This is a genomic window from Emticicia sp. 21SJ11W-3 (assembly GCF_024138715.1).
Taxonomy (GTDB): domain Bacteria; phylum Bacteroidota; class Bacteroidia; order Cytophagales; family Spirosomataceae; genus Emticicia; species Emticicia fluvialis.
Genome location: NZ_CP092074.1, coordinates 4,222,436 through 4,243,052 on the forward strand (window position 1 = coordinate 4,222,436; position 20,617 = coordinate 4,243,052).

Annotated in this window: 17 protein-coding genes; 9 read left to right on the forward strand and 8 right to left on the reverse strand. The window is 42.7% G+C overall.

Annotated features, from left to right (window positions below):
• Window positions 1–276 precede the first annotated feature (276 nt).
• From MB380_RS17880 to MB380_RS17900, 5 genes are all read left to right on the forward strand, one after another.
• On the forward strand, window positions 277–1,431 hold the full coding sequence (locus MB380_RS17880; RefSeq protein WP_253529280.1) for a low specificity L-threonine aldolase: 1,155 nt from the start codon (window positions 277–279) through the stop codon (window positions 1,429–1,431).
• Between the two features lie 173 nt (window positions 1,432–1,604).
• Window positions 1,605–2,696, forward strand: a complete 1,092-nt coding sequence (locus MB380_RS17885; protein ID WP_253529282.1) for a creatininase family protein — start codon at window positions 1,605–1,607, stop codon at window positions 2,694–2,696.
• A 220-nt stretch (window positions 2,697–2,916) separates the two neighbouring features.
• Complete coding sequence (locus MB380_RS17890) at window positions 2,917–5,487, forward strand: DNA translocase FtsK (protein WP_253529284.1); 2,571 nt, start codon at window positions 2,917–2,919, stop codon at window positions 5,485–5,487.
• A 65-nt stretch (window positions 5,488–5,552) separates the two neighbouring features.
• Window positions 5,553–6,197: an outer membrane lipoprotein carrier protein LolA gene (locus tag MB380_RS17895; protein ID WP_253529287.1), complete on the forward strand. Its 645-nt coding sequence runs from the start codon at window positions 5,553–5,555 to the stop codon at window positions 6,195–6,197.
• 142 nt (window positions 6,198–6,339) lie between these two features.
• Window positions 6,340–7,062 (forward strand): DUF4386 domain-containing protein, encoded by a 723-nt coding sequence (locus MB380_RS17900; RefSeq protein ID WP_253529290.1) that lies wholly within the window; start codon window positions 6,340–6,342, stop codon window positions 7,060–7,062.
• On the opposite strand, the gene MB380_RS17905 is transcribed toward MB380_RS17900, so the two are convergent.
• Both MB380_RS17905 and MB380_RS17910 read right to left on the reverse strand, forming a co-directional pair.
• The gene (locus MB380_RS17905) at window positions 7,045–7,623 is read right to left on the reverse strand and encodes a Crp/Fnr family transcriptional regulator (protein WP_253529292.1); all 579 of its coding nucleotides are present in this window, start codon (window positions 7,621–7,623) and stop codon (window positions 7,045–7,047) included. The genes MB380_RS17900 and MB380_RS17905 overlap by 18 nt on opposite strands.
• Window positions 7,624–7,720: 97 nt before the next feature.
• Window positions 7,721–8,920, reverse strand: coding sequence for an acetyl-CoA C-acetyltransferase (locus MB380_RS17910; protein ID WP_253529302.1), 1,200 nt, complete (start codon window positions 8,918–8,920; stop codon window positions 7,721–7,723).
• Between the two features lie 132 nt (window positions 8,921–9,052).
• Between MB380_RS17910 and MB380_RS17915 the strand changes: the two genes are divergently transcribed.
• On the forward strand, window positions 9,053–10,240 hold the full coding sequence (locus MB380_RS17915; RefSeq protein WP_253529305.1) for an MFS transporter: 1,188 nt from the start codon (window positions 9,053–9,055) through the stop codon (window positions 10,238–10,240).
• Between the two features lie 17 nt (window positions 10,241–10,257).
• Here MB380_RS17915 and MB380_RS17920 read toward each other — a convergent pair whose 3' ends face one another.
• Window positions 10,258–11,085, reverse strand: coding sequence for a phytanoyl-CoA dioxygenase family protein (locus MB380_RS17920; protein WP_253529308.1), 828 nt, complete (start codon window positions 11,083–11,085; stop codon window positions 10,258–10,260).
• Window positions 11,086–11,255: 170 nt separating this feature from the next.
• On the opposite strand from MB380_RS17920, the gene MB380_RS17925 reads away from it, so the two are divergent.
• Complete coding sequence (locus MB380_RS17925) at window positions 11,256–12,104, forward strand: AraC family transcriptional regulator (RefSeq protein WP_253529311.1); 849 nt, start codon at window positions 11,256–11,258, stop codon at window positions 12,102–12,104.
• 3 nt (window positions 12,105–12,107) lie between these two features.
• Here the strand turns inward: MB380_RS17925 and MB380_RS17930 are convergent, their stop codons facing one another.
• From MB380_RS17930 to MB380_RS17950, 5 genes are all read right to left on the reverse strand, one after another.
• Window positions 12,108–12,902 (reverse strand): M48 family metallopeptidase, encoded by a 795-nt coding sequence (locus MB380_RS17930; protein ID WP_253529317.1) that lies wholly within the window; start codon window positions 12,900–12,902, stop codon window positions 12,108–12,110.
• A 155-nt stretch (window positions 12,903–13,057) separates the two neighbouring features.
• On the reverse strand, window positions 13,058–14,368 hold the full coding sequence (gene rimO, locus MB380_RS17935) for a 30S ribosomal protein S12 methylthiotransferase RimO (protein WP_253529319.1): 1,311 nt from the start codon (window positions 14,366–14,368) through the stop codon (window positions 13,058–13,060).
• A 230-nt stretch (window positions 14,369–14,598) separates the two neighbouring features.
• Window positions 14,599–15,594, reverse strand: coding sequence for an aspartate-semialdehyde dehydrogenase (locus tag MB380_RS17940; RefSeq protein WP_253529322.1), 996 nt, complete (start codon window positions 15,592–15,594; stop codon window positions 14,599–14,601).
• 135 nt (window positions 15,595–15,729) lie between these two features.
• Window positions 15,730–16,302: a 5-formyltetrahydrofolate cyclo-ligase gene (locus tag MB380_RS17945; protein ID WP_253529325.1), complete on the reverse strand. Its 573-nt coding sequence runs from the start codon at window positions 16,300–16,302 to the stop codon at window positions 15,730–15,732.
• A gap of 3 nt (window positions 16,303–16,305) precedes the next feature.
• The gene (locus MB380_RS17950) at window positions 16,306–17,157 is read right to left on the reverse strand and encodes a cupin-like domain-containing protein (RefSeq protein WP_253529327.1); all 852 of its coding nucleotides are present in this window, start codon (window positions 17,155–17,157) and stop codon (window positions 16,306–16,308) included.
• Window positions 17,158–17,473: 316 nt separating this feature from the next.
• Between MB380_RS17950 and MB380_RS17955 the strand changes: the two genes are divergently transcribed.
• Together MB380_RS17955 and MB380_RS17960 are read left to right on the forward strand one after the other, a co-directional pair.
• Window positions 17,474–17,962, forward strand: a complete 489-nt coding sequence (locus tag MB380_RS17955; RefSeq protein ID WP_253529329.1) for a DUF4442 domain-containing protein — start codon at window positions 17,474–17,476, stop codon at window positions 17,960–17,962.
• A gap of 186 nt (window positions 17,963–18,148) precedes the next feature.
• Window positions 18,149–20,557 (forward strand): 3-hydroxyacyl-CoA dehydrogenase/enoyl-CoA hydratase family protein, encoded by a 2,409-nt coding sequence (locus MB380_RS17960; RefSeq protein WP_253529331.1) that lies wholly within the window; start codon window positions 18,149–18,151, stop codon window positions 20,555–20,557.
• Window positions 20,558–20,617 lie beyond the last annotated feature (60 nt).

Consider the following 20,617-nt stretch of genomic DNA (forward strand, 5'->3'; position numbering starts at 1 on the left):
CAAAAACAAAAGTAGTATTTTTTATAGAAAAAATGAAATTATTTAAAACATTATTAAATTATTTTAAAAATTCAATATTACTCATTTACACAGCTGTTTTCTGCAAAAAATTGCCTCCAAAGGGCATATTTTATAATTTAATTGAATAGATTTTAATAATTACGCTAAAGTAGCCAGAACGACTATCCGATTGCACCAAAAAATCAGTTTTTTCGATGCAAAACCTAAAAAATTATATTTAATTTTAGTGATTCCTCTTAAATCATTCGCAAACTTATGAACCATCTACACCGCAGAAATTTCCTGAAGCTGTCTTCTGCGTTTTCGCTGGCGCCTGCCTTTGCTGCCAACGCTTTTACAACTGAAAACCCACCTGTTGACGTGCCACCTGCCACCGTTAATTTTGTATCAGACGGGCTTGTGCTTAATCCGGCGGCTTATTCACAATTACTGGCAGATATTACCAAAAAAAAGAACCTGACGACCGACTATTACTCTCTGAACGGCTGCGTTGAAGAGCTCGAAACAAAAATGGCAAATCTGCTGGGCAAAGAAGCCGCCGTTTTTATGCCAACGGGTACATTGGCTAATCATCTGGCCATACGGACACAGGCAGGAAAAAACAGCAGGGTGATTCTTCAGCACGAAAGCCATGTGTATAACGATACGGGAGATTCCACCCAGATACTCTCTAATCTTAATCTGGTTCCTTTAGGTTTAGATAAGGCAACTTTTACGGTTGAAGAAGTAAGCGAGGTGCTGAAAAGAACAGCAGGTGGCAGAGTGGCTTCTAAAGTAGGGGTTATTTCTATTGAATCGCCGGTACGAAGGAAAAACGGACAATTGTTTGATTATGAACAAATGCAGCAGATTTCAGCTCTTGCCAGAACCAATAACATTAAAATGCACCTTGATGGTGCACGGCTATTGCTTGCTTCTGCCTATACAGGTATCAGTCCGGCTGCTTATGCCTCTTTATTTGATACCGTTTATGTCTCGCTTTACAAATATTTCAATGCGGCATCAGGGGCTATTCTGGCGGGACCAAAAGAACTGATAGCCCCAATGTATCATGAAAGGCGGATGTTTGGAGGCGGTTTGCATCAGGTCTGGCCTTTTGCAGCGGTGGCCTTACATTATCTGGATGGTTTTGCCGATAGATATGCCAAAGCTGTAAACATTGCCGAAGACCTGATAAAAAACCTCGATGCGCATGAGGCATTTAAAATTGAGCGGATTACAAACGGAACCAATATTTTTAAGCTGACAGTGAAAGGCATAGCCCCAAAAACATTTGCAGAAAACCTGAAGAAAAATGGTATTACAGCCAGGCCAAATGAAAGCAATGGTTTTAATCTTCTGGTGAATGAATCATTGTTGAGTAGTAATGCATCTACTTTGGCTCAGGCGTTTGTAAATAGTTTGAAATAATTGTTTTCCACCTAAAAAACACCCAATGAATTGGGCGACTAATAAAACAAAGGTTAATTTTTATGCAAGAATACCGGCATAAGTCGGTATAAAAATAAACTATAGTGTTGTTTTGAAAGCCAGTGAATTCATACACTGTTTTTAAAAATATCGGTCCTTTAATAATATAATTCATGAAAAAAATCTACTCCCTCATACTCCTGAGCATCACCCTAAACAGTTTTGCACAAAATAATATTCCGGCTACTAACGAAGCCATCTATCTGGAAGATATCAGTTGGACATCTGCTCGCCAAATACTCAACAGTGAAACGGTGGTTGTAATTCCCCTCGGCGCGGGCGCTAAAGAACATGGGCCTCATTTGCCTCTGTCGACTGATTTTCTGCAAGCACAAGAGCTGGCTAAAAGAGTAGCTGCCAAAAAAAAGGTGGTTATTACACCCACCGTCAGTTACGGGTTTTATCCGGCTTTTCTGAAATACCCCGGCTCTACCAGTACTACTTTTGCAACAGCCACCAATATGGTGGTTGAGATAGTGAGAAGTCTGGCTGGCTATGGCCCCCGCAGGTTTTATATTATTAATGTGGGGGTAAGCACCACACCTACTCTTGAAACAGCCGCCAGAACGCTGGCAGATGAGGGCATACTGCTCTATTTCAGCAGGTATGACCGCCCTGCTTTCGATAAAGCAGAGGCTCGTTTCAGAACTAAAACTTATAGCGGCCATGCCGATGAATTGGAAACCTCTAATGTCCTTAGCATCCGCCCCGATTTGGTTGATATGGACAGCGCCGTTAATGATTCGAGCATGAAAGGCAAAAGCGGAAGTATGACCCCCATCATGATTGAGGGCGGCAATCTGAATACCAGTGGTATCAACGGCTATTCAGCTTTGGGAACCAGAGAAAAAGGAGAAAAGAACATGGCATCGTTTGCACATGAATTAATGAAAGAGATTGACAGCATAGCCACTTGTGCCTTACCCAAAGTAAAAAACAAAACGGCTGAGTTTGCCCAATATATAGGCACTTATGTAGATGCCACCGGGCGCAAACTGGAAATAAGCCAGAAAGACAATACGCTGCACTTTATCTGGAACGGGCGAGACACACGTAATTTCTTCCATCTTTATCAGGATGCCCCCGATTATTTTTCGTCCATGAATATGAACATACTTTTTGTAAAAGATGAGTCGGGTGCGGTAAAAAAAGCCTGGTGCCAGTTCAGGGGCGAGAGGTTCTGGGTTACAAAAGCCAGCCAATAATTTTCTTGTGGTTCAGTTATCAATAAAAAACCTGTAAATACGTTTATTCCTCAACAGGTAATTAAGGCCTTCACTTTGCTCAGAAACCAGATTCTGATTGGCCTGTCTATTAACCTTTTAATGCACCACGAAATACTATTTTCCTTGTTATTCAAGGGTTTTTCTGCCAGGATTCATATATTTGTTTTAAAATTGATAGCTTTCCTAATAAAAGTATAAGATGTCGGGTAATACATTTCGCAAAAAACAGCCCCCGAAGAATACCGAGCGTACGGCTTCGAAAGGTTCGGGAAACAGCGGAACAAAAGAGCCGATTGAGATCAGTGTAAATACCGATGGCTACGTGCTTGCCTTCGGAGTTTTCTTGTTGGTTCTCTCGGTTATTCTTCTTGTTTCGTTTATTTCGCACTTATTGGTGGGCAACGCTGATCAGGACATTGTTCAACGTAACTTTAGCGCTTCTCTTGAAGAAATAGACCTTAAGCCTCGTAACATGATGGGCCTGATGGGTGCCTATATTTCGCATTATTTTATTTTTGAATGGTTTGGTATTTCAGCCTTTGGCTGGATTCCGGTAATTTTCTGGGCAGGTTTTCGTCTGGTATTCAAAAAAGACCTCCTGCCACAAAGTCTGAATCGCTTCACTATTGCCAGTGTTTTCTATATTTTCTGGGCAAGTATCTGCCTCGGCTATTTTGTTACCATGATAGACATACCCGCTGGCACCTTATGCGGGGGTATTGGTTATTCGGTCAATAAATTTCTTTACCATGCCATTGGTGCAGGCGGTATACTTATCATCATGCTGGTTTTGGTGGCCTGGCTTATTTTCTTTCATGGTTACTCTACTATTGACGACTGGTTTATTACGAAGGTATTTAACCGTCAACCGCAGGTTGACATTGCTACTGAAAGAATCAGAAACGCTGTACAGGTTGATTTGGACGAAGAGGTTTCACCTTATGACGAACCCTCTTTCAGAAGAAAAGAACATGCCCGTGAAGAACCGGTAATACCTGAACCGGTTATGGAAGTGGCCGTAACACCGAAATCTTTTGAAGAAGATCCAGTGGCTGACAGCCCTGTAATTGACACCGAAGTTAATAAACCGGTGCAATTTGAAATTGAAAAGCCACAACCTCAGAAAAAAACAGAGACCAGCCAGGCACCGGGCAACGGCCCTACATTTATTATAGAAGATACCCGTGTAAATGAGCCCCAGCCTGAAGAGCAAGAAGGAGACCTGGACGATGACGACGTAAACGAAAAGGTACTGAAAGACTACGGCATGTATGACCCAACCCTTGACCTGGGCAGTTACCAATATCCGCCGGTTAGTCTTCTAAGTGAATACAGCAACGCCGGAGGCAAAGTAACTGAAGATGAGCTGGAAGCCAACAAGAATAAAATTGTGGAAACCATGCGCAATTTTCAGATTGGTATTTCAAGCATCAAGGCTACTATTGGCCCTACGGTTACACTCTACGAAATTGTACCCGATGCAGGTATCAGAATTTCAAAAATCAAAAATCTGGAAGACGACATCGCCCTTAACCTGTCGGCTTTGGGTATCCGTATCATTGCCCCCATGCCCGGTAAAGGCACGGTAGGTATTGAAGTGCCGAACAAAAACCGTGAAATGGTAACGATGAAATCGGTTATCTCGAACGAGAAATTCCAGAAAAGTAATTATGAATTACCCATTATTCTGGGCAGAACTATATCAAATGAGGCTTTTATTACCGACTTAGCCAAGATGCCTCACTTGTTGATGGCCGGTGCTACCGGACAAGGTAAATCGGTGGGCTTAAATGTAATTCTTACGTCTCTGCTTTACAAGAAGCACCCGTCACAAATCAAGTTTGTATTGGTTGACCCTAAAAAAGTTGAGCTGACACTTTACAACAAAATTGAGCGGCATTTTCTGGCAATGCTGCCAAATTCGGAAGAAGCAATTATTACTGATACCAAGAAGGTTATCTATACCCTCAATTCGTTGTGTATTGAGATGGACAACCGCTATAATCTGCTGAAAGATGCAGGTGTGCGAAACATCAGAGAATACAACACCAAGTTTGTGCAACGCCGCCTGAATCCGGAAAAAGGACACAAATATTTACCATACATCGTACTGGTGATTGACGAGTTGGCCGATTTAATGATGACCGCCGGTAAAGAAGTTGAACAACCCATAGCCCGTTTAGCTCAGCTGGCCCGTGCCATTGGTATACACCTGATTGTTGCTACCCAACGCCCATCGGTTAATGTTATTACGGGTCTTATTAAAGCGAACTTCCCGGCGCGTTTGTCTTTTAAAGTAACTTCAAAAATAGACTCACGTACCATTCTTGATACCGGGGGGTCTGAACAGCTGGTGGGAAATGGAGACATGCTGCTGTCTATGGGTTCAGACATGATACGCCTGCAATGCCCATTTGTAGATACGCCGGAGGTAGAAGATATCTGCGAGTTTATCGGTAGCCAGAGAGCCTATGAGTCTGCTTATATGCTACCCGAGTTTTATGGTGATGATGATAACGAAACACTGGATTTTGACGCTTCAGAACTGGACTCCATGTTTGAAGAAGCCGCCCGATTGCTGGTTAGTCACCAACAGGGTAGTACCTCATTAATACAACGTAAAATGAAACTGGGCTACAACCGTGCCGGTAGAATTATTGACCAGCTGGAAGGTGCAGGCATTGTAGGGCCATTTGAAGGTAGCAAAGCCCGTGAGGTGCTGGTAAAGGACCTTACTCACCTGGAAGAAATATTACGCAATTTACGTTAGTATTAATCCCTGGTATAAATTTTTAGTCTAAAGGGTATATATACACCCAGTTAAACGTTTACAGAATGAAAAAATTAATTTTAATAATAGGCGGGCTGGTTATAACTAGCCTGGCAATTGCCCAGAAAGACCCCAAAGCCACAGCCATATTAGACGAAGTGAGCCGGAAATACCAGAGCATGAAGTCGTTCAATGCGGCTTTTACTTTTGGAACAGAAGGCAATAATGCCAGGCTGCTTGAAAGTACCAAAGGCGATGTAACAGTAAAAGGAAATAAATTTCATTTAAAAATGGCAGGGCAGGCTGTATTTACCAACGGAAAAGACCTTTACACCTATGTAAAAGAAACCAATGAGGTAAATATTACAGAATATGACCCCAGTACCGACGAGGCGCTGTCTCCGACCGGTATATTGAACCTTTATAAAAAAGGCTATAAATATGTTTATGCCGGAGAAACCAAAGAGGGCGCGCAGGTATATGATAATATAGAGCTGACCCCTGAAAGCAAATCGGGTAATATAGCCAAAATTCAGATGAAGGTGGATAGAAAAGATAAAGCCTTAAAATCCTGGAAAATATGGGATAAAAGCGGCAAACGTACGGTTTTCAGAGTAGATAAATTCGTACCCAATGCACCGGCTGACGAAAAGCTTTTCACTTTTGATAAAAAGCTGTACCCCGGCGCAGAGGTAGTGGATTTGCGGTAGTTACGCTTTACCCAAAATAAAACCCTGATGAACCGCCATCGGGGTTTTGTTTTATATACTCGCGCCTTTTGATTTCTTAACTTTAGTCAATGTCTGGCAATCAGTAGCTGCTTAGTTTTGTGTTCCTATTCCAGATTCAAAAATGAGCATCAAAACACCAGGCACCACTACAGGGCAAGCGGCTTTTATAGCGGCAATAGCGTCTATATTTATGTTTTTCGCAGCTATGATAGCTGAGTTTCATACACGCCAGAGCCTTATTGAACCTGCCAATGCGCAGGCTACTGCACATAATATCATCAACAATCCTTTTAAGTTTCAAATAGGTTTGCTGGCTTTTATAATTGTTCTTATTTGTGATATACTGGTTAGCTGGGCATTATATATTTTCTTTAAAAAAGTAGATAGAGGTATCTCATTACTGGCTGCTATTTTCAGGTTGGTTTACACAACCATTTTTGCAGTTTCGTTGCTGAATCTTGTATCGGGTTTCAGGCTGTTATCTACTAACCAATCGCAGCCATTTGATGAGGCTTCTGTTCAGGCGCTGATTTATTTCAATGCATTTGATGACGGCTGGGCAATTGCCCTCATCTTTTTTGCTTTTCATTTATTGCTTCCAGCCTTTCTCATCATCCGCTCGGGTTTCGTTCCTAAAATAATTGGTTTTCTTCTGTTCTGGGCTGCCATTGCCTATATGACCGATAACATGGCAAAGTTGTTAGCCAGTAACTACCATAACTATAAAACTGTTCTGACTGCACTGGTAGCTATTCCATCAATAACAGGAGAAGTAGGTTTTGCCATCTGGCTGCTAATAAAGGGAAGAAAACTAAAAGAAGGAGATTCATTTACGGAGGCTTAGCCGTTTTCTGATTCTGCTGAGAGACTCCGGCTTTATGCCCAGATAACTGGCTATCTGGTGTTGAGGCACACGTTGAAGCAACCCAGGACGTTTTTCTTGAAGTTGGTTGTACCTTTCTTCAGGAGAAGACGCAATAAATGTCGAAAAGTCATCCTGCGTTTTACCAAAGTCAACTTCAAGAAATGCGCGTGTAATTTCAAGCAATTTCGGAAATTGTGCATACATTTCCTGCTCCGCGTCAAGATAACCAACAATGGCGGTGGTGTCTTCGGCGCATATCCAATTCTGGGTAGAAGGAATTTGCCTTGCATAGCTTGAAAAAGACACAACCGCCTGCTCTTCAGTAAAAAAGGCTGTTGTTTTTTCGTCTCCGTAGGCTAGATAATACTGCCTTACGCAGCCTTTCAGTATAAAAAAGCACCTTTTAGCTATTTCACCTTCTTTCAGCAGCAATGTGCCTTTTTTGTAGGTCTGCACCTGTAGCTTATCAGCAATGCTTTCTGCTTCGTCTTGCGTAAGCGTTTCAAATTTTGATAAGAATTTCAGCAGTGCATTCTCCATATACTTTTGCTTGACGGTTAAAATATGTTTCAACCAGGCACATCAAATTTACCAATAAACACAAGAGGGACAATCATTTTGCCCCTCTTGTAGTATTTTAAACTCTCTCAAACACAGTAGCAATGCCCATACCCCCACCTATACACAGGGTTACTAAACCTGTTGCTTTATTGGTGCGTTCCATCTCATCAATCAAAGTACCCGATAGAATAGCACCTGTTGCACCCAGCGGATGCCCCAAGGCAATAGCGCCACCGTTGATGTTCACTTTGCTGTGGTCTACCCCCAGCTGGTCCATAAAATACATGGGTATGGCTGCAAAGGCTTCGTTTACTTCAAAAATATCAATATCACTCACCAGCATGCCTGCGCGTTTCAGAACCTTCTGGGTAGCCGGCACAGGGCCGGTAAGCATAATAGTCGGGTCTGAACCCACTACCCCGAAAGCCTTGATTTTGGCTCTGGGCTTTAAGCCCAGTTTCTCTCCTGTGGCTTTGTTGCCTATCAGCAAGGCTCCTGCTCCGTCGCTTATCTGCGACGAGTTACCTGCATGATGCACATGGTTGATGGCCAGCAGACTATTGTATTTAAGCAAAGCCAGGGCATCAAGCCCCATGCTGCCTATCATTTCAAAGGCCGGCTTTAGTTTGCTTAACGATTCAGTAGTTGTATCAGGCCTGATGCCTTCGTCTCTGTCAAGCACGGTCAATCCTATTTCATCTTTTACAGGTACTACTGAACGGAAATAACCATTTTGCTGAGCTTGCACGGCTCTTCTTACCGACTCAGCAGCAAAGGTATCCAGCTCTGTTCTTGAGTAACCATATTTGGTAGCTATCAAATCGGCAGATATGCCTTGTGGAACAATGTTATGACGGGCAATTAGCTGCGGATTCATCATCATTGCGCCGCCGTCAGAGCCCATTGGCACGCGTGACATGGACTCTACTCCGCCAGCCACTATCAGGTCTGCCTGACCCGACATTACATAAGCGGCTGCCATATTGATAGCCTCCAGCCCCGACGAACAGAAGCGGTTTACCTGCACACCGGCCACACTCTGGGCATAGCCTGCATCTAGCACGGCAGCACGGGCAATGTCACCTCCCTGCTCGCCCAGTGGCGAAACACAACCGGCAATTACATCGTCTATATAAGAGGTATCTAGATCATTGCGCTCTTGTAAGGCTTTTAAAACGGTTGAGAGCAATTGCACAGGCTGAACATCATGCAAAGAGCCGTCTGCTTTGCCACGCCCGCGAGGGGTTCTTAGGGCATCATATATATAAGCTTCCATTTACGTTTATTGGTTTGTGTTGAAATAGTATGCTTGCATACCTATTACAACAAAACTAAGAAATTGTTTAGTTTGATGCAAGCAATGAAAACATTACCTTTGTTTCAGTGCTATTACCTAATTTTTCTTCAGATGGTTTCCTTGTTTCGCAATGCTTTTGGCGGCCTTTCAAAGCAGGTGTGGTTATTGGCTGTTGTTATGTTTATCAACCGTAGCGGTACAATGGTAATTGCATTCCTGACGGTTTATCTTACCCGGAAATTACATTTCAGTATTGAACAGGCTGGCGTTATTATGACCCTTTTTGGAGCGGGTTCTATATTCGGAACCTGGATGGGTGGCAAGCTTACCGATAAAATCGGATACTATCCGGTTCAGTTCTGGAGCCTGTTTCTGGGAGGTATTATGTTTATTGTAATGGTTCACTTACAGAGCTTCTATCCGCTGTGCGCTTGTGCGCTTTGTCTCAGTGCGTTCGGAGAAGCCTACCGCCCCGCCAACACCGCCTCTATTGCAGATTTCAGCACACCTGAAAACTTCACCCGTTCGGTTTCTCTCATTCGCCTGGCTATCAATATAGGCTGGTCTATCGGGCCGGCCATCGGAGGCTTTCTGGCAGCTTATAACTACAGCCTGCTATTCTGGGCTGATGGTTTTACAAATATTGGCGCCGGATTATTGGTTTGGGCGTTCTTGAGAAGCACAAAAAAGAAAAAAACATCCACTAACAACACCTTTGTACCCGATAAAAACGACTCGGCCTTCAAAGACCGCATTTATTTGGTTTTCATTCTGCTGGCTACGCTCTATGCCATTGCTTTTTCGCAATTGTTTACCATAGGCCCGCTTTTTTATAAAGAAGCCTGTCATTTAACCGAGGTTCAGATTGGCTATCTGCTGGGCCTGAATGGCCTGATGGTTGCCTTGATAGAGATGGTTTTCATATACAAAATTGAAGGAAAATTCAGACGGTTGTCTCTTATCAGTATCGGAACATTACTGGTTGTGCCCAACTACATTATATTTTTGCTTACGCACAATTATTTCTGGCTGATAATAGGTGTGGTGTTTGCTACTTTTTCAGAAATGTTTGCCATGCCTTTTATGAATGCATTCAGCATTGAGCGAGCCAAGCCTCATAATCGTGGACAATACTCGGCACTCTACGCCATGAGCTGGTCTATGGCGCAGATTTCGGCCCCACTCATAGGCACACAAACAATTGCCAGGTTTGGCTATGATGCCCTTTGGTATATTCTGGGGTCTTTTGGCCTGATTGCGACTATAGGATTCGCAGCTTTACGGAAGAAACTGGTGTAAAGCTCCGCTTTTCATGCTCATGATACGTATAATATAGGGTTCAGCTTTCCATCTGCAATGCTGCCAACGGGTTTGCTATCAAGCCAGGTTTGCCAGTCTGCCAACCGGTATTCGTTGGTAGGTTCAACAATTCTAATGTCTTTGTCCATGTATATCATGGTCATTACCTTACGCGGCTTATCAGATATGTTCGGCCCAGCGCGGTGATACGTCCATCCGGCATGAAAGCTTACTTCACCCAGTTCAAAGGGTGTATCGTTCATTGAGAACTGCTTCAGAGTATCTGCCAGCAGGGCTTCCGACTCGTCAGAAATCTCTTTATCGCGGCCTATTTCCAGGTTCTGGCTTTTTTCGGCAAATGCCAGAGGCCCCATTTCCATTGGCGTTTCCTGTAGCGGAATCCAGACTGTAATGGTATTTGAACTAGATAGTGGCCAGTAAAACTGGTCGGCATGCCAGGGGGTAATACCTCCGGAGGACTCTTTGTACAGTGCCTGGTCATGGTAAAGCCTCACACCCGATACACCCATCAGTTCGCTGGCAATGCGCGCCAGCCGTTCAGAAAAAACCAATTCTTTTACCTCCTCATTTTCGCACCACAAATTCATTATCTGCAAAAACGCTTTTTCGTACGTAGTGCGCTCGTCCATTGGCTTGTTCAGCTTATTGAGTCTGAAAACCCAATCTGTAATAATTTCACCGTAATAGGTTAAGACTTCCGCTGAAAGTACATTTTTTAGCTTTACATAGCCGAATTCCTGGTAGAATGCAATGGTTTCTGCTGATAATTGGAAGGGTTCTCTGAGTTGTTGCAAAAGAATTGTTTTCTCTGACTCAGCAATCATTGCTTAAAGTGTTATGGTTGAATAGAGAATACAAATCTCGATAGAATTTTTCTAAGAAAAATCTTTATTATTTTCATTTTTGTATAGTATTTTAACATAAATTTGAAACCCCATGAATCAACTATGTTAATCAATACCGCTGAATATATTTTAGCACTGTTGTAAGTCTTATGAAAGCGCTTTTTGAGAAAGTAATAACTGATGAAGGCTCGTCTTTCCTGACAAGATATGTAGCCCTGCCCCACTTTGATGCCCCCCTGCACTATCATCCTGAATATGAGCTGACTTTAATTGTAAAAGGTAGCGGACAAAGATTTGTGGGCGACCACGTCTCTGCTTTTGAAGAAGGCGACCTTGTTCTGCTGGGTTCTAATCTGCCGCATTTCTGGCGAAGTGAACATGTGAGCAAAAATGAAGATGACCTTGACGAAGCCGTGGTGATTCAGTTTTCTCCGGCCTTTGTAGATAATATTTTAGATAGCCTGCCTGAATGTAAATCTATTGTGTCAATGCTGAATATGGCTGATTCGGGCATAAAATTTCCGGTGTCTATGGCGCCACTTGTACAAAAAGTATTTGAAACTGAAGGCGTAATGCGCTTGCTGGCTTTGATTGATGCACTAGAGCAATTATCTAAATGCGCCGAATACCAGTTGCTGGCCAGCGAGGGTTTCAATATTAAACCTGATGAGACTGAAAATGAGCGGATGCGGAAGATTCTGGAGTTTACGCTTGAGAATTTCAAGGAAGATATATCTTTAGAAACAGTGGCAGAAATTGCCAATCTTACCGTTCCTTCGTTTTGCCGGTACTTTAAATCCCGAACCAGAAAAACCTATATTTATTTTCTGAACGAAATAAGATTAAGTAACGCCCGTAAGATGTTGATGGATAATGAGCTGGACATAAGCCAGATAAGTATTGAGTGCGGGTTTCAGAACTTATCGCACTTTCACCGGATATTTAAAAGCCAGACAGGAGTTACCCCGCTGGTTTACAGAAGGCAATATGAGGCTTAATGTTTACTGTGCTTTTTTGAAGATACCTTTAGGGTCTTCTTTCTTTTCAAGCAATGCCTGCAAAATTTCTGGGTTTGCGCTTTGCGGGTCTAAAGAGTAGCCTTTGTGGAAATTATCCCAGGCTTCGTCAATCTGGTTATTGGTGAGCCTTGCCAGCGATAACTGCATATAAGCATTGGCATACTCCGGCGATTTTTTAATTACATCTGCCAGTAAGCTAAAGGTTTTATCTATATGCTCGATTTTGCTATCAACCATAAACCATTTCAGGTAAACGGTCGATAAATCTACCATCAGCGTGGTGTTATCTTCATTGTCAAGCTGCAAGCCATGTTCCATCAGCTCTATGGCTTCTGGGTATTTCTCATTCTGGTAGTTAATAACACCCAGGCCCCAGTATACGTCTACGTTCTCATCATTAAGCAGATAAGCCAGATTGAAACGGTACGTTGCGGTATCTCTTTGGCCTTCGCCCAGATACTCCCAGGCTCTTGAAGAGAAAAACTCACTGGCTTCTTTACGACTTTTGAAGTTCAGGTCACATACTTTCAAAAATTCTGCATCTGTTGCTTTCTGGCTATCGGTTTTATCAAAACCTCCAAAAAGAGGCAAGAGATGAATATTTGTACCTGCGGGGGCAAATCGCTTTTTGGTATTCTTGACCTCTGAAGCAGGCGAACTGGTTTTAACCACAGACGTACTACCAAAACTTGCATTTTGCGAACGCAGAACAGGTGTCTGAGCCGACAACTCTGCTGAAACAAATAGGGTAACACAAGAAAACAAATACAATCTCATTACTTTTCCTGAAATAAACTTCAAATAAATAACGTCTGGCACGCTGAATTATTAGTAATTACTGAAAATTAATAATTCAGCATGTAACAATTTATAATGGCTATAGCATGTAAGATTGCGTGGCTGAAAACCCGCCAGGGCAAAGCCGGTAGTTATCAGACAACTACCTCCCCGTATAAATCAAATTCAGTTGCATCGGTGATTCGTATGTTGGCGAAGTCTCCGAGGCGAACATACTGAGAAGCCGGCACCAGCACTTCATTATCCACTTCCGGCGAGTCAAATTCTGTTCGGCCAATGAAATAACCGCCTTCTTTGCGGTCGAACAACACCTTGAAGGTCTGCCCGACTTTCTGCTGATTGAGTTCCTGAGAAATACCTTGTTGCAACTCCATAATCAGGTCGTTTCGCTCCTGCTTCACCTCTGCCGGAATATCGTCTGGCATGGTATATGAATGCGTATTTTCTTCGTGTGAATACTGAAAAACCCCCAGGCGCTCAAACCTTGTTTCTTCTACAAAACGGTACATTTCTTCAAAGTACTCTTCGGTTTCGCCGGGGTGGCCGGCTATCAGGGTAGTGCGTAAGGCAATGCCCGGCACGGTATCCCTGATGGTTTTAATCAGGTCTTCTGTTTTTTCTCTGGTAATACCGCGGCGCATCAATTTCAACATTTCTGTTGAACCATGTTGCAAGGGCATATCAAGATAATGACATACATTAGTGCGATTCTTCATTACCTGCAGCACATCTAACGGGAAGCCCGAAGGATACGCATATTGCAGGCGAATCCATTCTATTCCTTCAACATCAGACAGCCTGTCGAGCAAATTGGCCAGTTCACGCTTTTTATAGAGGTCTAACCCATAATAGGTCAGGTCTTGTGCAATCAGAATCAGTTCTTTGGTGCCTTTTCTTGCCAGATTCTTCGCCTCCAACACAACCTCTTCAATTGTTTTTGAAACATGCCCTCCTCTCATTAGAGGTATTGCACAAAAACTACAGGGGCGGTCGCAGCCTTCGGCTATTTTCATATAGGCGTAATGTGCAGGGGTAGTTAGCAGGCGTTCACCCACTAGCTCCTGTTTATAATCGGCCTTCAGGGTTTTCAATAAGCGTGGTAGCTCATTGGTACCAAACCAGGCATCAACCGTTGGTATTTCAAGCTCAAGTTCGTCTTTATACCTATGCGACAAACACCCCGTTACATATACTTTGTCGACCACGCCGGCATCTTTGGCATCGGCATAGCGTAAAATTGTATCTATCGATTCCTGTTTGGCATTATCAATAAACCCGCAGGTATTAATAATAACAATATTGGCATCATCTTTTTTACCCTCATGCGTTACATGGTAGCCATTACCTTTTAACTGCGTATAGATAACCTCCGAATCGACCAGATTTTTGGAGCAACCAAGTGTAACTATATTTACTTTATTTTTTACTGAACCTTTTGTTTTCAACTTTTTACTGATTGTAGTAAGACAGGCGTAGAATAGACTAACGGCTATTCAGGATACAAAGTTCGGAAAAGAATAGGATATTAAAAAGTTTAGAGCAGTTTCACAAGCTAAATCGCCCTTTTAATACCAGATAAGACTGTTTACTGCTGATATTTGACTAAACTTATATACGAAAAAAGGGTATCGGCAGCCGATACCCTTCTATATAAAAACATCTGTAAAACCAGTTTTTAAGCAAGTAAACCCTTTGCCAACAAGTACTCGGCAATCTGAACGGCATTCGTAGCAGCACCTTTACGAAGGTTGTCAGCTACAATCCAGAGGTTAAGGGTTTTAGGCTGAGATTCGTCACGACGGATACGGCCTACGAAAACTTCGTCTTTTCCGTGTGCATTAATTGGCATAGGATACACAAAGTTTTTAGGGTCGTCCTGTACAACTACTCCCTCCATTTCGCTTAGCAACTGCGGGATATCAGCGAGGTCAAACTCGTTTTCAAATTCAATATTTACCGCCTCAGAGTGCCCGCCGATTGTCGGGATACGCACCGTGGTTGCCGTTACTGCAATGCTGTCGTCGCCCATTATTTTCTTGGTTTCGTTGGTCATTTTCATTTCTTCTTTGGTATAACCATTGTCAAGAAATACATCAATGTGGGGCAACACATTCAGGTCTATTTTGTGCGGGTACACCTTTTTAGCTTCGTCGTCGCCACTTCTTTCAGCAAAAAGCTGGTCAACTGCTGCTTTTCCGGTTCCGGTAACTGACTGATAGGTAGATACCACCACACGCTTTATCTTATATTTGTCATGCAAAGGTTTCAAAACCACTACCATCTGAATAGTAGAGCAATTCGGGTTTGCAATAATTTTATCTTCTGCTGTTAAGGCATCTGCGTTTACCTCTGGCACTACCAGTTTCTTGGTAGGGTCCATTCTCCAGGCTGATGAATTATCAATAACCGGGATGCCTGCTTCTGCAAATTTCGGAGCCAACGCCAACGAAGTACTTCCACCAGCCGAAAAAATTGCCACCGCAGGCTTCATCTTGATTGCGTCTTCATAGCCTACTACTGTAAACTGCTTACCCTTAAATTCAACCTGTTTACCAATAGATTTTTCTGAAGCAACAGGAATGATTTCGGTAACGGGAAAATTACGTTCCGCCAAGACTTTCAAGATTTCAGTGCCTACCAGTCCGGTAGCACCTACAACTGCGATTTTCATGATTAACAACCCCTTTTTGAGGGCAAAATTTAGTTAGACATATATTTACAGCAAAGCCCCAATTTTCAAAGGGGCTATGGAATTACAAAAATAGAAGTTTTTTTGTTTGTTTTTCTTGGAATAATCCAAAATATTTTAAAAGCTCCAAATTCCGTTAGGTGTAATACAATAATCGAGCTTTATATCAGTATCATTCACGTCATCAATGGCCTCTACGGGGTCAAAAAAAGACACGCCAATCTTCACTACATCAGGCCTGCATCTGGTCAGAAAACGGTCATAATAGCCTTTACCGTATCCTACTCTGTAACCTCGTTTATCAAAAGCCAGCAGAGGTATTAAAACCATATCAATTTCTTGTGCATTAACGGTCAATGGTGAGCAGTTAACAGGCTCGGGTACACCAAATTTATTCTCCAGCAGTATAGTATCATCTTTCAGCCAGTAATTAGTCATGGTGCCGTCATCATGGCTTTTAGGAACAACTATACCGGCCTTAAAATCCTGCTTGAGCGTATCTATAACCAACTGCGTATCAACCTCAATCTTTTTTTTTATGGGCAGATACGTATGAATAACCGCATAATTATGAACAGGAAAACTTTTAAAAAGCCAATCATGGATTCGTTGCGAGTAAGTCTGGCTGTCGGTACCCGAAAGTTCTTTTCTTTTTTGCAGGTACGCTGCTCTTAATGCCGCTTTATTCATCTATCAGGCTTCCTGTAATGCCTGAGCTGCTTTTTCTCTGGCTTTATTTTCTTTCCACTCTTTCCACTGTCCACCCAGCATTTTGGTCATTCCTTTATCCACAAATGTGTGGCGCACCAGATTCCAGCCACCTCTTACGGTAGTAAATATTGAGTCATTGGCACGCAAGGCAAGGCTGAAACCGCCATCTACGTACTTAATATAGTGCCACCATAGAGAAGGAATAAACACGGTTTCGCCATGCCCGAAAGTGGCCTCATAGCCTACGGCATTTTTAAACGCCGGGTATTTGTCAAAATCGGGTTTCAGCGGATGCACGTGGCTCTGAACCGTAAACGGGTGGTGATATAGATTTGTGCTCTCTTCAGGCGGAAAAAGAATGATTTGCTTACGTGTCTGAAACTGTGTCAGAAACACGTGCGAGCAGTCCATATCATAATGCAGATTCACTTCTGAATTCTGCCCGCCAAAGAACATGAATTTATAGCTTTTCAGGAAACCGTCCATAATAGTAGGAAAACGGATATCGTTGGCAAGCTCAGGTACTTTTTTGAAAATATCGAACAGGAAAATCCTGAGGTCGGTCGGTCCTTTCTCTATCAGGCTCAGGTACTCGCCAAAAGGCATTGTTTTTGCCGCCTGAAAATAAGTTTTGGTGTCATGCACGTGGTTGTCAAACAGCGGCACTTCAATGTGTCCGTAATTTTTTTTGAGCCATTCAAAAGTCCATTTATCTAAAGCTGGCCAATCTTTTACAAGGTCGGTAAATACAACCGGCTTTTTAGGCTTCAGATAATTTTCTATGAACTCTTCACGACTTAAGTTGCTGCGTCTTTCAATGGGTATAAGTTCCATAACAATGAATTTAATTTTTATCGAATAATACAAATCAATAAAAACAATAAACAGTAGAGTGTTGTAATTGAATGCTGTTATTAAAAACCATTGGCGCAAAAAAATGGTTTCAAAAATACTTCTGCTGCTAAAAATTTTTATTATATAATTATTCGGAAATTTATTATAATAAATTTTACATTCTTATTCTTTCATAATATTTACTTTGCTGTATCTTTGTAAAAAATTATGCTTGCATACTATTTTTACACGGCGCAAATCAGATGTCCAAAATTCTGGCAGCATCAAATATCAATAAATCTTTTGCTCAAAATTGATGGAATTTAACAATTTTCTTAACCGAAACCTTGCAAAGATTCAGAAACTACCCGTTTTTCTGCAAGGTAAGGTACGAGATTATTCCATCGGCCGGCTCGTTAAATTTGTAGGCACTGCCGGCATACATTTCAATAAAATGAGTTGCCGCGAGGTCGTAATTACACTTCCAAATAAACCCAGGGTTCAGAATCATATCAGACAGATACACGCAGCAGCCAGTTCACTTCTGGCAGAAACCGCCACGGGCATGGTTGTAGGTATGAATATACCCGACACCAGCATACCACTGATGAAAAGTATGTCTGTAAAGTATATTAAAAGAAGCCTGGGCAATCAAAAAGCAGTAGCCACCCTAACTGATCAGCAAATAAGCCAGATTCGCGAAACTGTAAAAGGAGATGTGAATGTGGCAGTTAAAATTACTGACGAAACGGAAGAAGAAGTGGCTGTAGCTGAAATGATATGGGCCTGGATTCCGAAAACCTGAATCCGTCGATTAGTAGTATAATTTGAGCGGAGAATGTTGCTGATAGTGAGAATTTTTTGCTTATTTGATTACGTTTAGGCAGGAGTTAAAACAGACGACATTCGGTTTCAGACATAAAACTGAGTTTTATCAATTATAACAGAGTTAAGAAACCATTTAAGATTAAGAAATAATATTCAATCAAAAATGAATCGTAGTATAAAAAAAGTAGCTGTTTTAGGTGCAGGTATTATGGGAAGCCGAATAGCCCTGCATTTCGCTAATATCGGTGTGGAAGTACTATTGCTAGACATGGTACCAAAAGAAGCGGCTGATGCCGAAAAGGATGGTGAAATTTTTACCAGCCAGCCGGGTATTCGTAACCGTATTGTGACAGACCTGTTTCAGGCTGCGGTAAAGGCAAGCCCTTCGCCCATTTACAGCCAGAAATCGCTGTCGTTGGTTTCGTTGGGTAATTTTGATGATGATATGCCCAGAATTGCCGATTACGATTGGGTTATTGAAGTAGTTGTAGAAAGGCTGGATATTAAAAAAGCGATTTACGAAAAAGTGGATGAGTTCCGTAAACCCGGTACGCTTGTTACATCCAATACTTCTGGCATACCTATTCAGCTAATGGCCAAAGGGCGCTCAGAAGACTTCCGTAAGCACTTCTGTGGTACGCACTTCTTCAACCCTCCGCGCTATCTGCGTTTACTGGAAATTATTCCTACAGGAGATACTGACCCTGAGGTAGTCAACTTTTTGATGAAATACGGCGACCTCTTTCTGGGTAAAACCACTGTGCTTTGCAAAGATACACCGGCATTTATCGCCAATCGTCTGGGTATATATGCCATGGTGCAAACCATCAGAGCAGCCGAAGACATGGGGCTGACCGTTGAAGAAGTAGATAAACTGACTGGCCCGGTTGTTGGCAGGCCGAAATCAGGCACGTTCCGCCTGTCTGATATCGTAGGGCTTGATACCACCGTCAACGTTTGTAATAACCTGTCGAAAGTGTTGCGTGTCGATGAATCAAAGGATGCGTTCCAGCTTCCGACAGTTATGGCCAAGTTGCAGAAAAACAAATGGCTGGGCGACAAAACCGGACAAGGCTTTTATAAAAAAACCAAAGATGAAAGCGGCAAAACGGTTATTCTGGCACTAGACCTGAAAACTTTTGAATATAAACCATCTGAGAAGGTAAAATTTGCCACGCTTGAAAGCACCAAAAGTATCAATAACCTGAAAAAACGTTTTTCGGTTTTACTGAATGGTAAAGACAACGCCGGAGAATTTTACAGAAAAACATTTGCTGATTTCTTCCGCTATGCAACCCGTCGTATCCCCGAGATTTCAGATGAACTTTACCGCATTGATGAGGCCATCTGTGCCGGATTCGGCTGGGAAATAGGTCTGTTTGAAACCTGGGACGCCATAGGTGTACGCAACATGCTGAAAATCATGGAAACAGTAAACATGAAACCGGCCACCTGGGTTTATGAAATGCTGGAAGAAGGATTTGAAAGTTTCTATAAAATAGAAGACGGCCAGCGTAAGTATTATGATATACCAAGTAAGACTTACAAGACCATTCCAGGAACAGAATCGTTCATCATTCTTGATAACCTTCGCCAAAGCAACGTTGTCTGGAAAAACGCCGGCTCAACCCTGTTTGATTTGGGTGATGGTATTGCAGGTATAGAATTCCATTCAAAAATGAACACCTTTGGCCCGGAAGTGGTAGAGGGACTCAACAAAGCCTATGCCGTTGCAGAGAAAGATTTCAGAGGGTTGGTAATTGGCAATGACTCTAACGAGGCGTTTTCGGCAGGTGCCAATCTGGCTATGCTGTTTATGTTTGCAGTTGAGCAGGAATATGACGAAATCAACCTGATGATAGCGCAGTTTCAGCAAACCATGATGCGTGCCCGTTACTCTTCTATACCTGTAGTTACGGCTGCACACAGCCTTGCTCTGGGTGGTGGCTGCGAGCTAAACCTGCATGCCGACCGAGTAATAGCGCATGCCGAAACCTACATGGGGCTGGTTGAACTGGGCGTAGGGCTGATACCAGCCGGTGGAGGTACCAAAGAAATGGCGGTTCGCTGCTCTGACATGTATCAGGCAGGTGATATCGAACTAAACATTTTGCAGAGCGCATTTATGAATATTGCCCAGGCTAAGGTTTCAACCTCGGCTCAGGAAGCTTTTGATATGAACTACCTGAAAGCCGGTAAAGACCGGATAGTGCTGAACCGCAGCCGACTGATTGCCGAAGCGAAATACGAAGCCATTAAACTGGCCGAAGGCGGATATACCCAGCCAAAAATGCGCACCGATATTAAGGTGCAGGGTAAAACCGGTCTGGCGCTTTTTAAAGCTGGCATACAAGGCATGTTGATGGGCAAGTACATCTCTCGCCATGATGCAAAAATTGCCGAAAAACTGGCTTATGTTATTTGTGGTGGTGATTTAAGTTACCCTCAGAAAGTATCTGAGCAATACCTGCTTGATCTGGAGAGAGAGGCGTTCTTATCGCTAACCGGCGAGAAGAAAACCCTTGAGCGTATGCAGGGGCTACTGAGCGGTGGTAAACCACCAAGAAATTAATCACTAAAGTTTCATTGAACTAATTCCCTTTTGGCAAGGAGCTTTTACCCTTGCAGAAAG